This window comes from Pseudomonas sp. 2hn (genome assembly GCF_019646095.1).
Classification (GTDB): Bacteria; Pseudomonadota; Gammaproteobacteria; order Pseudomonadales; family Pseudomonadaceae; genus Aquipseudomonas; species Aquipseudomonas peradeniyensis.
Genome location: NZ_CP081016.1, coordinates 4039177 through 4052431, shown reverse-complemented (window position 1 = coordinate 4052431; position 13255 = coordinate 4039177). Strand labels below are relative to the sequence as shown.

The window sequence follows — 13255 nt, the reverse complement described above, 5'->3', positions numbered from 1 at the left end:
GTACGAATAAATGTTTGGTGTGCTGAGGCCCCCAATATACAAGCTCAGACACTGTGCGTGGCAGAGCTGGTGGAGGTGGATGTTTCAGTGCGCCGGGACGTCCATTTGTTCCGGACGATCCGCCTAGCAGGCTCTTCAATCAAATAATACCCTGCGGCCGATAGCACGATGAGGCATATAAACGCACAAACAATAAGGGTTTTTCCTTCTGCTAACGCTGGAATCATGGTTGTGATTTCTTTGTGATAGCTAATCATTGATAGCACAATCAATGCTTGGAATGAGTAGAAGCAGTAACTGACCTTGCCGAGCCAAACGAACAAGGGGCGCGAAAGGACCCACGCGACAGGGCCGCGCCCGGTCGCCAACGTACAAAGAGTAATGGCGACAACTGGGATGACTATCCAGTTATGCCCAGTGTAAATCGGCATCACCGCGCCGAAATGACCCAGGTAGGCAAAAAACACTGCGATGCTGGCAAGCTGAATGATCCAAGTAGATGGAGGCAAAGGATGCCTTTTGGAAAGTATGAATACGCAGGCTCCGATGACGAACTCTGGGAAACGGAAAACAGGCATCGCGTAGAAAACCGGAATTCCATATTGACCGTACGCCTTTACGGATATTCCTGGCATCAGGGACACGCAGTAGCAGGCAAAAATGACCATCAATACTGTGCGGGTGGATGACCGACAGATGAATTTTACAAGCAGGGGGAACATGGCATAGCAGAAGGCTTCTACTGATATCGACCAGCTGCCGCCATTGTTCCAGAGGCTGAATAGTTGCGGGAACCAAGCTTGGATCAGAAAAATGTTAGCGATAAAAATAAAAAAGATCCTGAGGGTAGATAGGGCTATTTCCGCAGTGTCACCAGCCAAGCTAACTCCAAGCCATGGGAGTGTTACAAGTCCAGCAACGAAATAGATGGGGTAAATCCTGGCTACGCGATTGACAAAATATTCTCTAATGCTGCTTGAGTTGCTATAGGTCAGCATTAAGAGATAGCCCGAGAGCATGAAGAATGCACTCATGCCAATGGCCCCTTCATTGAAAATGTTACTTAGGAAGGTAGTGTCGGTTACGGGCCAGCGAATCTGTATGTGGAAAATGAAAACATACAATGCTGCGATAAATCTCAATCCTGTCAGGGGCAGGATTTCCCTTTGATGTTCCACGCTTTGTCCTTGTTATCAATATTATCAGTCGCGCATATTACTATAGATAGACGACCGGTTCACCGTCGAGCGGACCTTAGTGTGGTGTTTAAGAAGAACCTTTAAAAATTTGGGCTAGTGGCCTGTCTCGGAAATACGTTCTCCTTTAGCGAGTGGCTTGGGTGTTCGGCCAAGACGCCGCGACGAGTCATAGCAGGGCTATGGCGAGGAGTGGCAACGCGGGCCGGGCGCCCAAGACGCCGCCAAAAGTGAACAGCTTATTTCCGAGACAGGACACCCAGTCAAAGCAGGCACGATGATGGCACCAAGCGTGGCTCGGCCACAAGGGACTGCAGATTCACCTCATAAGATGGCGAAAAATGACGGGGCTTCGATGAGCGATATGATATTCGCGGGAAAAAAGATGAAGCGGCGCGGGCAAAGCTCGGGATCGTTGGGGAGGAGCTTGGTACAAAATTGGTACGAGATCGGAGCTGGTGCTGTGAGGGCTATAGAATATGTGGGCTTGGAGGTGTATATGCCCAATCCATCATCGGTGCCACGGAGAAGCGGCGTGATGGCTAGGTGCGCAAGGAGGAAGCGGCTTGAGATTGCATAAGTCTGGGACACGAACTCAGCGAAGCCAGGCGGTGGGTCCCGCTGGCAAGCGATGGAAAGGTTGATGGCCCCCAGTTCACCAAGCATGGCGGGACTCGTCCGGTCCGATTGGCGATAAGGTACCGGCTGGTACGCAGGGCGTTATTCCCGTCCTCCTTAGGAGCCGGGCTGCCGGCGAACAGGGCCCGGCCCTGCTTCAACATTCCAAGCGCTACCCGGCTGGGCGCCTCCAGGCCAGGAATGCTCTGAAGCTAATGCAAAAAGCCCAGCACGAGGCTGGGCATGGAATCGTGGATCTCTCAGCTTACCGATCGTTCTTGGACGAAGACCGGACCGCGTTGCTCAGGCCCTTCTGGTTATGATCCCCAGGGGTTGTCTGCGAGACGGCGGTGGATTTGGACAGGCCGCGGGTATCCTTGGAGTGGGCTACGCCAGAGGTAACGGAACCATGGCCATTGTCATCATTGCGCAGGCTGCCGTATCGGTTGCCGCTGACGCCGTGATCGCGACTGGCCTTGCCTGCGTGATCACCACCAAAGCCGGAACGACCACCCTCGTGTCCACCCATGCCGCCGCCGTGGCCGCCACCGTTCCCACCACCATGACCGCCACCGCCACCGCCACCGCCACCGCCACCGCCTTTGGCATAGGCTGAGCCAATGGGTGAGACATCCGCAGGCAACAACGCAGTAGCGCCAAGCGCCAATGTACAAGCGAAGATGGCCACCAGTTTATGTTTCATGGTCTGTACGCCTCCGAGGGGCGAGGGTTTGGGGTGCAAATCAGACCCAGGGCCGTACTTTTAGTTCTCATGGTCCGACGGAGTGCGTGCTCCCCATGGCAACGCCTGTTATTCAGGCCCAGCTTTGAAATCGTGTAGCGCCTGGAGACTGAGCGCTACCCCAGCCCGCTCGCTCTCACAGAGGGGGTGCTGTGGGGTGGGCGGGGGAGGATCTTCAGCATTACGGTTTTTCGATGATGCTGGGACAATCGGGAGGGTGGGACGGGAGTTCGAATAAAGCGTTCAACTGCTATCGCGCAAATTTCTATCGTGAAAGCCAGCAGGCCTAATATCTTCAGCGGGTGCTGAAAGGTAATGGATTTCAGCCTGTTGTAGAAAGTGCTATTCTGGCTATTACTTTAGTGTGATTGTTACTTAAGTTTTAATTGAGGGGTGAATAGCTTTTAGCCACTACTCACTAATTCCCAATGATTCTAAGCACTCCGTAGCATATTTTTTTGTGATGGCTAAGCTCGTAGTCGCGCAACGGATGTTAGGGACGTACGCGCGTCTATCATGCTGCATCTACTAAAGGACTATCCCATGGAAAGCTTCGCTATCGCAGCCTCACAAATAAACTGGAACGGTGGCCAACGGATCACTTTGACTCCGGGTGATACGGCTACCTGCACGACGTTGCGCCCTGGCCAGATTTACGGGATTTTCATCTATAACTCTGCGGGTAGTGACAACAATGCCACTGTCAATGTGGTATGGAGCAATAGCCAACCCCCTGCACGCATTACTGTTCCAGGCACCACTGCCAATGCCGGCTTGGCCTCGATGGGCTTTGTTTCGGGTACCGACACCCAGACCATTTCGGTTTCGCTGCCCAGCAACAGTGGCATCGCACAGGTCGAACTGTGGCTGGGCAGTACCAGCATGCCGACCAATACAAGCGGGCTGAACAATAATCAGCTGCAGGCTAATGGTGAGCAGTATCCGTTCAACAAATATAATCGCTATTATTCGGTGCCTCCGTCAAAGTGGATGAATCTGACCATCGTTAGCAAAATTACTCAGTTTATCTCGTGCCAGTTCCGGGAAGCGGCTGCTACTGTGTTTGTTGTTAATGAAACCTCCAATGGCCTGCTGTCTGGTCAAGTCACCAATATTGGGCCTACGGCTTCGGAACAAGGAGCCGTCACCATTGTTGCGACTCAGATTCAAAGTGTGAGTAATAACTTGCAAGGCGACGGTACGCAGTGGGTCTGGATGGATGCTGATAGTCAGCAAGACTCTACGAGCGCTAGTATTTCTCTGCAATCACTTTAAGAGGGTGGCAAGCTGAAATAAAAGAGCCACGCAGTGCGTGGCTCTTTTATTTTGAGAGGGCTTACCTGTTGCAAGGTAAGCCCAAGTCTTCTCCCGCTTCAGTGGCTCATGCCCAGTTCCGCATCATCCATCAGCGCCTTGGCCAACGCGCTCAGGTAGTACGCCGCCCAGAGCATCTGCGGTTTCTCCTCCATGATCCCGGTGATGGTCAGGTCGCGTACGCAGCCCATCAGTTCCGAGGCCTGGTCGCGGGCGTGCTGGCAAGGGATACCGGGTTCGATGCAGAACAGTGGGTCGGTCTGGCCTTCGCCCTGGTAGAACTTGGTCTTGCCGACAGTGGTGGGGGTGTCGTCTGTAATCATGATTCTCTCCCTGAGATGGTCGGTGCCTGTGCGGACCTCTTCGCGGGTAAACCCGCTCCCACAGGTACAGCGCTGGCTCCAAGGCACAGGTGATCCTGTGGGAGCGGGTTTACCCGCGAAAGGGCCCGACCAGGCAACACATGCCTTGCTGTCTAGTGCAATGTCGGCGCCTGTGCTGGCATCTGCACCTGGATCAATGCCGCTTCGAGCAACACACGCAGCGACTCCATCTCATGCATCGACGCCATCATCAGGATCGCGGCGGGCGACCTGGGTTTTAGCTGTACGGCATGATGGGCCACGGTCAATGCACACAGGGCGTACTCGGTGGCCTGGATGAGGGTGTCTTCGAGGGAGTGGTGGTTGTGGGGTGGGTCGGGGACGATCTTGAGCATGTACTTATTCCTTTCGAAGGGCTGCCACCTGCCTGCTGTCAAACAGTAGGGTGGCAGCTGTACGTGGGTTGACAGACCGGCGGAATAAGCAAAGTTCCGGCGCACGCAAGCGTGCCCGCACGTACAGCCACCATCGAAGGCTAGCCGTATGCTTAATACCGTTGCGGCCTGTCAAAGCCGGTCGCTGAACACCAGCGACTCGCCCGAGACTAGAGCCCGATCAGAGCAGTCGCAACGGAAAAAAGGCGGCAGCAGTATGTTTGGGAAATGGACTACAAGGAAGGGGCTTAATCTGATTCTCGCTGTCTTTCTGAGCGTTCTATAAGTTGTGACTGGCAAAGGGCTTGGGCAATGGGTGTACATCGCATGTAAGGTGGTGTTCCATGCCGAACACCCGTGTTCCTGCTGATGCACCTCAACCTCAAAGGCCAGCGAGATGCCTGATTTTGTCGACCTGATTTGCCAGTGGTATGGCGCAGACGAACTGGAGTCTGTCGACGCGATAGCACGTTTGATTCCGGCGCTGGAGTTCGTTGCCATGACCGCAACACAGCAGGAGCAAGCGCTGCCGGGTTGCTTGGCCTGCGAGGTGTGGAACGCCAGGATGCGTCATGTACAGGACGCGCTTCAGGTCGTCGGTAATGCCTTGCCTGATTCGATTGCGGCGCCATTGAACCGCGTATGGGCGCTCTATGCGTCGATGGGCGACGGCGACCTGCCTTGCCATGATCGGTCGATCTTTCAGCGTGGCCACTGGCAACCGATGCGCGAGGCCGCCACGCAGGTTTTGAGTGCCATGGGGCCTGAGGCGGTCAAGACGTTACTGGCAGACCTCTCCCGTTGAGGCAGTTGCAGGGCAGGTTATATCGAACAAAACATCATTCAGTAGCTTCGCCATGGTGAAGTGGCTTCCTGCGAAGCGCATTGAATACCGCCTCGGTGTACCAGATTTGCGGCCCGATCAGGATGGCGTCCAGTGGGTCGGCATGTAGCTCGATCTGTGTCGTGATACCTTCGATGGCGAGCAATTGCCGGGCATCTTCAAGTTGCCGGCGGATACCCTTGAACCACAGCCGGCCTGCCCCCTTCAGAAGGAACAGGGTGTCGGGATAGGAGTAGGCGAGCTTCTGTCGCAGATTGATCACCGCCGTTCTGCTCTCACGAGTAAACGAAGGCGCCAGCACATAGGTTTTGCCCGCTGCGGCATGGAGGTCATCCTTGTCCTGCAGGTACTCCTCGATAGTGAAGCAGTTGGCGACCGTTTCGAGCGCGCCGCTGTTCACATCGACCAGATGGGCGTTGACGCCGACATAGCAATACTCGGTCTTGCCATGCACCACGCAGCCCTCGCTGTTGCAACGAACTACCCAGTAGTCACCCTTCGCGGTGAGTTCACAGGACTGAATGACGAACCGTTCCGGGCGGCCATCTCGGATGACGTCTTTAAGAAAGTTGAGGACGATGGCGCTGGCTTGGTGTGCGGATAGCATCTGCTGGTACTCGGGTAATCGTCGCGTCAGGATAGTCATTTCCGAATGAACGGCATCGATGGATGTTCACCGGCTCATCGAGCCCCGTTCACAAGTGAATCGCGAGTAATGAAACCATGTTTGACCACTACCTGAAACGATGGGGGCTGACCCTCGACGGGGACGCGTTCGAGTCGTTGAACGGCCATCTTCTCCCGGTTCGCCAGGGCGATACACCCGCCATGCTGAAAATCGCGCAATCACCTGAAGAGCAGGCCGGCAACCAGCTCATGGCCTGGTGGGGCGGTGATGGTGCGGCTCCGGTGCTGGCTCACGACTGCGAAGCGTTGTTGATGAAGCGGGCGCAAGGCTCGGCATCATTGGCGCAGATGGCTGCCGATGGCCGGGATGACCAGGCCACACGCATCCTCTGCGCGGTGGTAGCCCGCCTACACGCCCCACGCGCTGAGCCAATGCCTGCGCTGGTTCCGCTGGCGCAATGGTTCGAAGCGTTGTGGAGTGCGGCGGCGACTCACGGCGGGGTGTTGGAACACAGTGCCAGGGCGGCGAGGGCGCTTTTGGCCGAACCGCAGGATGTGGTGGTGCTGCACGGTGATATCCATCACGGCAACGTGCTGGATTTCGGGTCGGCTGGATGGCTCGCCATCGATCCCAAAGGGTTGTACGGCGAGCGCGGCTTCGATTACGCCAACATCCTCTGCAACCCGGACGATGCGAGCGCGCTGGCACCGGGGGTCTTTGCACGTCGGATAGCGATTATCTCGGCTGCTGCCGGTATTGATCGTCGCAGGCTTTTGCAATGGGTGCTGGCATGGGCAGGGTTGTCAGCGACCTGGATGATAGAGGACGGTATCGAGCCGGACAGCAGGCTTGAGATGGCCAAGCTGGCAGCTTCGGCGCTCGACTGCGGCGTCCAGATTTCTGATTGAGCCGGTGCCTCAAAAAATAAACGAGTTGCTATGCTGCTGGCGGTCCGGGCATACGCATTCGCCAGCGCCGGATGGTATTGCCAATACAAGGAGGTTCACATGCAAGTCACATTACCCCTGAGTGTCAGCGACTGGAAATACAAGACGGCCAGCGGTGGTGGTCTGACGGTGATGTTCGCCGCCGCCAGCGGCGGTCTGCTCACCCTGACCGATCCCGACAAGGCCGAACAACAGTTTCGCTACGGCTCGCTCGGGATCGGGGTGGGCGTCGGCGCGCGCCTGCCGCGGGTCGGCAAGATCAACTTGCTGGTACGTGGCAAGAGCGTCGGCGCGGTGGGCGCGAACGAAGACTTCCCGGCGATCGGCACGGTGCTGGTGGCTGACTCGGTCGCTGGCCGTGGCCTGGTCCGCGACGATTTCAAAGGTGGATGCGTGTTCCTCGAAGGCGGGCTGGGCCTGGTCGGTGGTGGCAGCGGGTCGGGCGTGCTGTTCGGTCTGGACCCCAAATTGCTGATCATGAGCACCGCCGCAGTGGGGGCGGGTGGTGCGCTTCTGCCACAGGACACCCTGCCGCGTCTTCTGCGCTCGGCAAAGGGTGTGATCTTCTCCGCCGGATTCAACATCGGGGTGCAGGCTGGTGGCGGCTTGACGTTGACCATGGGCGGGCTGTTCTGATCGAGGGCAACGTGAGGGGGCGATACGTTCCCCACGCACCCGATCGCGCCCTGCTGGCGCTGATCCCATCAAGGAAGATAAAAACAATGAAAACACTGCTCGGCTTCTTGCTCTCCATCTGTTTCAGCCTACCGGCGTTTGCCGGCGAAACACCCATCGGTTTCCGGACCTCGACCCTGGCAGACCAGCAAAATAACCGCCCGCTGGAGCTGGCGGTCTGGTACCCGGCTACAACCACCGCCACGCCGCAACTGATCGGTGATACACCGGTGTTCGTCGGCGATCCCGCCGTGCCCGATGCGCCTCCGGCCAAAGGCGCACACCCCTTGGTGGTGTTGTCCCATGGCTACCGCGGCAACTGGGGAAACCAGTCATGGCTGGCCAGCGCGCTGGTTCGGCAGGGTTACATCGTGGCGGCGGTCAACCATCCCGGCACCACCACCCGCGATCGCGACCCTGAAGCCGCGGCACAGTTGTGGCAGCGTCCCATCGACCTGCAACGGGCCATTGATGCGGTGATGGCTCAGCCGGCAAAGTTCGGAGCGGTGGCGGTGGGCAAGATCGCGGTGGCAGGCCATTCGCTGGGCGGCTGGACGGCCCTGGAAATCGCCGGTGCCCGGTTCGACGCCGAGCGCTTTGCCCAGGACTGCATTGCCCATCCGCAGCTGGCCAGTTGCAACGTATACAAACAGATCAACCCCGACCGCAGCCCGGCATCGAAAGCCCGATTGGACGACGATCTGCGTGACAAGCGTGTCACGGCCATCGTGACCCTGGATCTGGGCCTGTCACGGGGCATGACCAATGCCAGTCTGGCGGCATTGCCGGTACCGACGTTGGTGATCGCGGCGGGCGCGCCCTCCGAAGACCTTCCGGCGCAGCTGGAGTCCGCCGACCTGGCCAAGCGTTTGCCTCAGGCGACGAGTCGTTATGTCGAGATCGAGGACGCCAGCCACTTCAGCTTCTTGTCCATGTGCAAACCCGGCGCATTGGCGTTGCTCGAAGAGGACGCGCCCGGTGATGGCGTCATTTGCCGGGATGGCGATAACGCTCGGCCACGGGCGCTGATCCAGCAGCAGCTTGCCTTGCAGATCACCGAGTTTCTGGCGCAGTCATTTCATGACTGAAGACGATCCATCATGGGCGGATCAATGGTTGCGCAGCTGATGCAGGCAATCGATCCGTTCATGAAAGGCTATCCAGCAATGTGAGCGTACCTGCCACCATTCCCAATCCTGCCCTCACTGAGTACACTTGCGACAAATTCTTATTCGCACCTGGTAATCTTTTGGGGGAGGGCGTGATGTCCACCGTTGTTCCCGCCGGCACTGTCCACTGCGGCCTGGAAACGCTCTACCGCGAGCACAGCACCTGGCTTCACGGCTGGCTGCGCCAACGCCTGAACAGCTCCGCCGATGCCGCCGACCTGGCCCAGGATACCTTCATCCGCGTGCTGCTGGCGCGCACTGCCGGCACCCTCAACCAGCCCCGTCACTACCTGGCCACCATCGCCCGGGGCCTGGTCATCGACCTCTATCGCCGCCGCAGCCTGGAAACCGCCTATCTCGAAGCCCTGGCGCTGCAGCCGGAGAACTACGCACCTTCCGCCGAAACCCACGCCGCCATCCTCGATACCCTGATGGCCATCGACCGGATGCTCGACGGCCTCGGCCCGCGCACCCGGGCGATCTTCCTTGCCGTGCAGCTGGACGGATTGAGCTACGAAAAGGCCGCCGAACGCCTCGGCGTTTCGGTGAGCACCGTGCGCAAGCACCTCGCTCGCGGGCTGATGCATTGCCTGCTGGTCGAGGGGGCATGAAGGCCATTCTTGCCGAGGCCGTGGACTGGTACGTGCGCTTGCACGACAGCAACGTCGACGCCGCCACCCGCGCCTCCTGGCAAGCCTGGCGCGCCGCCGACCCTCGCCATGCCGCCGCCTGGGCGCGGCTGGAGGAGCTGCAAGGCCGCCTGGGCAATGCCCCCGGCGGCGCCGCGCAGACCCTGGAAATCGCCCGACGGGATCGGCGCCATGCCGTGAAGGCACTGGTGCTGTTGCTCGGTGCCGGTGTGGTGGGTTGGCAGGGCTATCGGATTTCGCCGTGGAGCACCGATTACTCGACCCGGACCGGCGAGCGGCGCCGAGTGACCTTGGCCGATGGCACGCGCCTGGACCTCAATACCAACAGCCGCGTCGATATCCGCTTCGACGCTGGCCAGCGGCTGATCCACCTGCGCCAGGGCGAGATCCTGGTGGAGACCGCCAAGGACCCGCGCCCGCTCAGTGTGCGCACCGCTGAGGGCGTGATCCTTGCCCTCGGGACCCGCTTCAGCGTGCGTCAGGACGCGGGTACGAGCCACGTGGCGGTGGCTGCCCATGCCGTGGAAGTGCGGCCAGGGCAAACGTCGCAAGTGGTGCGTATCGATGCCGGGTATGGGCTGAGCTTCGCTGCCGATAGCATCGGGCCGTTGCGTCCCTTGGCGCCCGGTACCCAGGCCTGGGCGCAGGGCATGCTGGTCAGCGTTGATTGGCGCCTGGGCGATGTGGTTCGTGAGTTGGGGCGCTATCGGCCTGGGTATCTGGGGTGTGCGCAGGAGGTTGCCGGGTTGCGGCTGTCGGGGGCGTTCAATCTTGATGATACCGATGTCGCGTTGGCCAGTCTGGAAGACGCGTTGCCGGTTCGGGCAAGGCGGGTGACGCGCTATTGGGTGCGGCTGGAGCCATGGGGTATGGGGTAGGGCGATTTCAGGCTATTGCAACCCATCCACCCGACAACCTATTCGTGGGAGCGGGCTTGCCTCCTATGGAACAACACGTAACCCATTGATTTAGCTAGACCCTGTGGGAGCGGCTTTAGCCGCGAAGAATCCAGCACGGTGCCTGGCACCGGCTCCGCCGGTGTTCGCGGGTAAACCCGCTCCCACAGAGATAACAGTTCCCTGCGCGACAGCCCAGCCCCAAAGGGCTGGGCGATCTCTCATCCTTCCACGCCTCGAATCCTGTGCGACAACACAGGTTGAAAGTCTGGGTGATTGCTCATCCTCTCTCAACATTCGAGAATTTTTCGCATTTGGGGTAGCAGATTTTTCGTGCTGCTTCGGCTCTTCAGGGCGCGCGCTTCAAGCGTGCCCATGCCAACCAGTACAGGAACCCCTTTTCATGTCCGCACGCCGTACCTCGCTAGCCTGCAGTATCCGCCAGGCGACCCTCGCATTGAGCCTTTGCGCTGGCGCACTGGCGACCTCGACCGCTTGGGCCGCCCCGCAGCGCTACGATATCCCGGCCGGCAGCCTGGCCGCTGCGATCAGCCAGTTCGCCGCCGCCAGCGGCGTGACCATCAGTTTCAGCAACGACGAAACCAGCGGGCTGCATTCATCGGGGCTGCAGGGCAGCTTCGAGCTGGAGCAAGGGTTTGCGACGCTGCTGCAGGGCTCCGGGTTGCGGGTGCAGCAGGTGGGCGAAAAGCGCTATGTGCTGAGCAAGGTGCAGAACGACGGCGCCGTCGAACTTGGCGCGACCAGTGTCGATGCCCTGGGCCTGGGCAGCACCACCGAAGGCACCGGCAGCTACACCACGGGTTCCGCCAGCACCGCGACCGGCCTGCGCCTGTCAGCGCGAGAGACGCCGCAGTCCGTCAGCGTGGTGACCCGCCAGCAGATCGAAGACCAGAACCTCACGGACGTGACCCAGGTGCTCGAGCAGACGCCGGGTGTGGTCGTCGACAGCATGGGGCCGGCCGGTAGCGACGCCAACCATATCTACGTGCGGGGTTTCCAGGTCGGCAGCATCCAGGTCGATGGCGTCAACCGCCCGGATAGCTACGGGTTCCGTGACGACCTGGCCGACATGGTGTCGTATGACCGGGTGGAAGTGGTGCGCGGGGCCACCGGCCTGATGTCGGGCACCGGCGATCCCGGCGCCACGGTCAACCTGATTCGCAAGAAGCCGACCGTCGAGACCCAACGCAAACTGACCCTCAAGGCCGGCTCCTGGGACAACTACCGCACCGAGCTGGATGTGTCCGGCAAGCTGTCGGAAAGCGGCCATGTGCGTGGGCGTTTCGTGGCCTCGACCACCGACAGCAAGAGCAATGTCGACCGCCAGTCGCTGGACCGGCAGGTGGCCTACGGCGTGGTGGAATGGGACGTCACCGACAGCACCCTGCTGACCGTGGGCGCGGAATACCAGGAGATGGACAACGACGGCGCGGGCAACCACGGTTTTCCGATGTACAACGCCGATGGCAGCCACTTCAAGCCGTCGCGCTCGTTCAACTCGGCGTCCGACTGGAGCTACCACAAGCGCAGCGCGAAAACCCTGTTCACCACCCTGGAGCACCAGCTGGACAACGGCTGGCAACTGAAGCTGAACGCCGAGCACAGTCGGCGCAGCTATGATGACGCCTTTGCCACCGCCGCCAGCGGCACCGTCAAGCCCGACGGCAGCGGCATCAGCACCTGGACGGGGCGTTGGGCAGGGGACCCGCGGCAGACGTCGTTCGACCTGTCGGCGTCCGGTCCGTTCGAGCTGTTTTCCCGTGAGCATCAGGGGTACCTGGGAGCCAGCCACTATCGCGCCTACTACCGTAACAACGGTTACCCGCTGTGGTCGTTCCAGACCATCGACAATATCCACACCTGGGACGGTTCGCTGGCAATCCCGGCGGCCATCCACACCAAGTCCACGGAGGATGCGCTGGATGAAACCCAGGACGGCCTGGTGGCCTCGGTACGCTGGAGCCTGACCGATGAACTGGCGCTGATTACTGGTGCGCGGCTGATCGACTGGAAACGCGACGAAAGCCATACCACCCTGGCCACCGGCGCCACCACGCGCACCTCGCGCAGCGAGACCGGGGTGGTCACGCCCTATGTGGGGCTGGTCTACGACTTCGCCGAGAACTGGTCGGCCTACGCCAGCTATACCGCCATCTTCAAACCGCAGAGCCGGCAGGATGCCAATGGTGGCTATATCGAACCGCTGGAGGGCGTGAACTACGAGCTGGGCATCAAGAGCGAGTTCTGGGACAAGCGCCTGACCACCGCCTTCAGTGTCTTCGAAGTGCAGCAGGACAACCTGGCTGTTGCCGACGGCGACAAGCTGGCACCGGACGGCAACCAGGCCTACCGCGCCGAGTCCGGCACCAAGACCCGTGGTTTCGAGATGGAGGCGGCCGGGCAGATCCTGCCCGACTGGCAAGTTTCTGCCAGCTACACCTATGCCCAGGCCGAGGACGCCGAAGGCAAGCGCCTGCTCACCGAAGTACCCCGCGATACCTTCAAGCTCTTCACCAGCTACCAACTGCAGTCCCTGCCGCAGCTGAAAGTCGGCGGCGGCGTGCGCTGGCAGGGCATGGAGTACAAGAAGAAAGCGGGGCCCCATGGCGAGACGTTCACCCAGGACGCCTACAGCGTGGTCGACCTGATGGCGCAGTACGCGATCACGCCGCAGACCAGCGTCTCGTTGAACCTCAACAACGTGCTGGACGAGAAGTACTACTCGGCGATCGGCGCGCGTGGTTGGTATGGCACCCCGCGTAGCGCCACGGCGACGTTGGTCTACGCGTTCTGATACA

14 protein-coding genes are annotated in these 13255 nt (G+C 59.9%); 8 read left to right on the top strand and 6 right to left on the bottom strand.

Annotated elements, in window-relative coordinates:
* Positions 1-44: 44 nt before the first annotated feature.
* From K2O50_RS18230 to K2O50_RS26720, 3 genes are all read right to left on the bottom strand, one after another.
* The gene (locus tag K2O50_RS18230) at positions 45-1178 is read right to left on the bottom strand and encodes an acyltransferase (protein ID WP_050704866.1); all 1134 of its coding nucleotides are present in this window, start codon (positions 1176-1178) and stop codon (positions 45-47) included.
* Positions 1179-1520: 342 nt separating this feature from the next.
* Positions 1521-1862: a hypothetical protein gene (locus tag K2O50_RS18225; protein ID WP_050704867.1), complete on the bottom strand. Its 342-nt coding sequence runs from the start codon at positions 1860-1862 to the stop codon at positions 1521-1523.
* 217 nt (positions 1863-2079) lie between these two features.
* A complete protein-coding gene (locus tag K2O50_RS26720; protein ID WP_232966582.1) occupies positions 2080-2517 on the bottom strand; it encodes a hypothetical protein in 438 nt (145 codons plus the stop codon).
* A gap of 582 nt (positions 2518-3099) precedes the next feature.
* Here K2O50_RS26720 and K2O50_RS18215 point away from each other — a divergent pair.
* On the top strand, positions 3100-3831 hold the full coding sequence (locus K2O50_RS18215; protein WP_050704870.1) for a hypothetical protein: 732 nt from the start codon (positions 3100-3102) through the stop codon (positions 3829-3831).
* 98 nt (positions 3832-3929) lie between these two features.
* Here the strand turns inward: K2O50_RS18215 and K2O50_RS18210 are convergent, their stop codons facing one another.
* Positions 3930-4193: a DUF3077 domain-containing protein gene (locus K2O50_RS18210; RefSeq protein ID WP_050704871.1), complete on the bottom strand. Its 264-nt coding sequence runs from the start codon at positions 4191-4193 to the stop codon at positions 3930-3932.
* A 152-nt stretch (positions 4194-4345) separates the two neighbouring features.
* A complete protein-coding gene (locus tag K2O50_RS18205; RefSeq protein WP_050704872.1) occupies positions 4346-4588 on the bottom strand; it encodes a hypothetical protein in 243 nt (80 codons plus the stop codon).
* 436 nt (positions 4589-5024) lie between these two features.
* Between K2O50_RS18205 and K2O50_RS18200 the strand changes: the two genes are divergently transcribed.
* The gene (locus K2O50_RS18200) at positions 5025-5432 is read left to right on the top strand and encodes a hypothetical protein (RefSeq protein ID WP_050704873.1); all 408 of its coding nucleotides are present in this window, start codon (positions 5025-5027) and stop codon (positions 5430-5432) included.
* 34 nt (positions 5433-5466) lie between these two features.
* On the opposite strand, the gene K2O50_RS18195 is transcribed toward K2O50_RS18200, so the two are convergent.
* Entirely contained in the window at positions 5467-6117 is a 651-nt protein-coding gene (locus K2O50_RS18195) for a hypothetical protein (protein ID WP_052896393.1), read from the bottom strand.
* Between the two features lie 77 nt (positions 6118-6194).
* Here K2O50_RS18195 and K2O50_RS18190 point away from each other — a divergent pair, with 77 nt between their 5' ends.
* The 6 genes from K2O50_RS18190 to K2O50_RS18165 all read left to right on the top strand — a co-directional run bounded on the left by K2O50_RS18190 (position 6195) and on the right by K2O50_RS18165 (position 13251).
* On the top strand, positions 6195-7007 hold the full coding sequence (locus K2O50_RS18190) for an aminoglycoside phosphotransferase family protein (protein WP_050704874.1): 813 nt from the start codon (positions 6195-6197) through the stop codon (positions 7005-7007).
* A 99-nt stretch (positions 7008-7106) separates the two neighbouring features.
* Positions 7107-7682, top strand: a complete 576-nt coding sequence (locus K2O50_RS18185; protein WP_050704875.1) for a hypothetical protein — start codon at positions 7107-7109, stop codon at positions 7680-7682.
* 86 nt (positions 7683-7768) lie between these two features.
* Positions 7769-8809 carry an alpha/beta fold hydrolase gene (locus K2O50_RS18180; RefSeq protein ID WP_050704876.1) on the top strand — a complete coding sequence of 347 codons (1041 nt, stop codon included), beginning with the start codon at positions 7769-7771 and terminating at the stop codon, positions 8807-8809.
* Positions 8810-8985: 176 nt separating this feature from the next.
* Entirely contained in the window at positions 8986-9501 is a 516-nt protein-coding gene (locus K2O50_RS18175) for a sigma-70 family RNA polymerase sigma factor (protein ID WP_050704877.1), read from the top strand.
* The gene (locus K2O50_RS18170) at positions 9498-10418 is read left to right on the top strand and encodes a FecR domain-containing protein (RefSeq protein WP_050704878.1); all 921 of its coding nucleotides are present in this window, start codon (positions 9498-9500) and stop codon (positions 10416-10418) included. Before K2O50_RS18175 ends, K2O50_RS18170 begins: the two co-directional genes overlap by 4 nt.
* 421 nt (positions 10419-10839) lie before the next feature.
* Complete coding sequence (locus K2O50_RS18165) at positions 10840-13251, top strand: TonB-dependent receptor (RefSeq protein ID WP_050704879.1); 2412 nt, start codon at positions 10840-10842, stop codon at positions 13249-13251.
* Positions 13252-13255 lie beyond the last annotated feature (4 nt).

Coding starts and splice junctions, on each gene's coding strand:
- K2O50_RS18185 (WP_050704875.1), top strand. CDS start 7,107: ATGCAAGTCACATTACCCCTGAGTGTCAGCGACTGGAAATACAAGACG.
- K2O50_RS18200 (WP_050704873.1), top strand. CDS start 5,025: ATGCCTGATTTTGTCGACCTGATTTGCCAGTGGTATGGCGCAGACGAA.
- K2O50_RS18190 (WP_050704874.1), top strand. CDS start 6,195: ATGTTTGACCACTACCTGAAACGATGGGGGCTGACCCTCGACGGGGAC.
- K2O50_RS18165 (WP_050704879.1), top strand. CDS start 10,840: ATGTCCGCACGCCGTACCTCGCTAGCCTGCAGTATCCGCCAGGCGACC.
- K2O50_RS18215 (WP_050704870.1), top strand. CDS start 3,100: ATGGAAAGCTTCGCTATCGCAGCCTCACAAATAAACTGGAACGGTGGC.
- K2O50_RS18210 (WP_050704871.1), bottom strand. CDS start 4,193: ATGATTACAGACGACACCCCCACCACTGTCGGCAAGACCAAGTTCTAC.
- K2O50_RS18175 (WP_050704877.1), top strand. CDS start 8,986: ATGTCCACCGTTGTTCCCGCCGGCACTGTCCACTGCGGCCTGGAAACG.
- K2O50_RS18205 (WP_050704872.1), bottom strand. CDS start 4,588: ATGCTCAAGATCGTCCCCGACCCACCCCACAACCACCACTCCCTCGAA.
- K2O50_RS18195 (WP_052896393.1), bottom strand. CDS start 6,117: ATGACTATCCTGACGCGACGATTACCCGAGTACCAGCAGATGCTATCC.
- K2O50_RS18225 (WP_050704867.1), bottom strand. CDS start 1,862: ATGCTTGGTGAACTGGGGGCCATCAACCTTTCCATCGCTTGCCAGCGG.
- K2O50_RS18180 (WP_050704876.1), top strand. CDS start 7,769: ATGAAAACACTGCTCGGCTTCTTGCTCTCCATCTGTTTCAGCCTACCG.
- K2O50_RS26720 (WP_232966582.1), bottom strand. CDS start 2,517: ATGAAACATAAACTGGTGGCCATCTTCGCTTGTACATTGGCGCTTGGC.
- K2O50_RS18170 (WP_050704878.1), top strand. CDS start 9,498: ATGAAGGCCATTCTTGCCGAGGCCGTGGACTGGTACGTGCGCTTGCAC.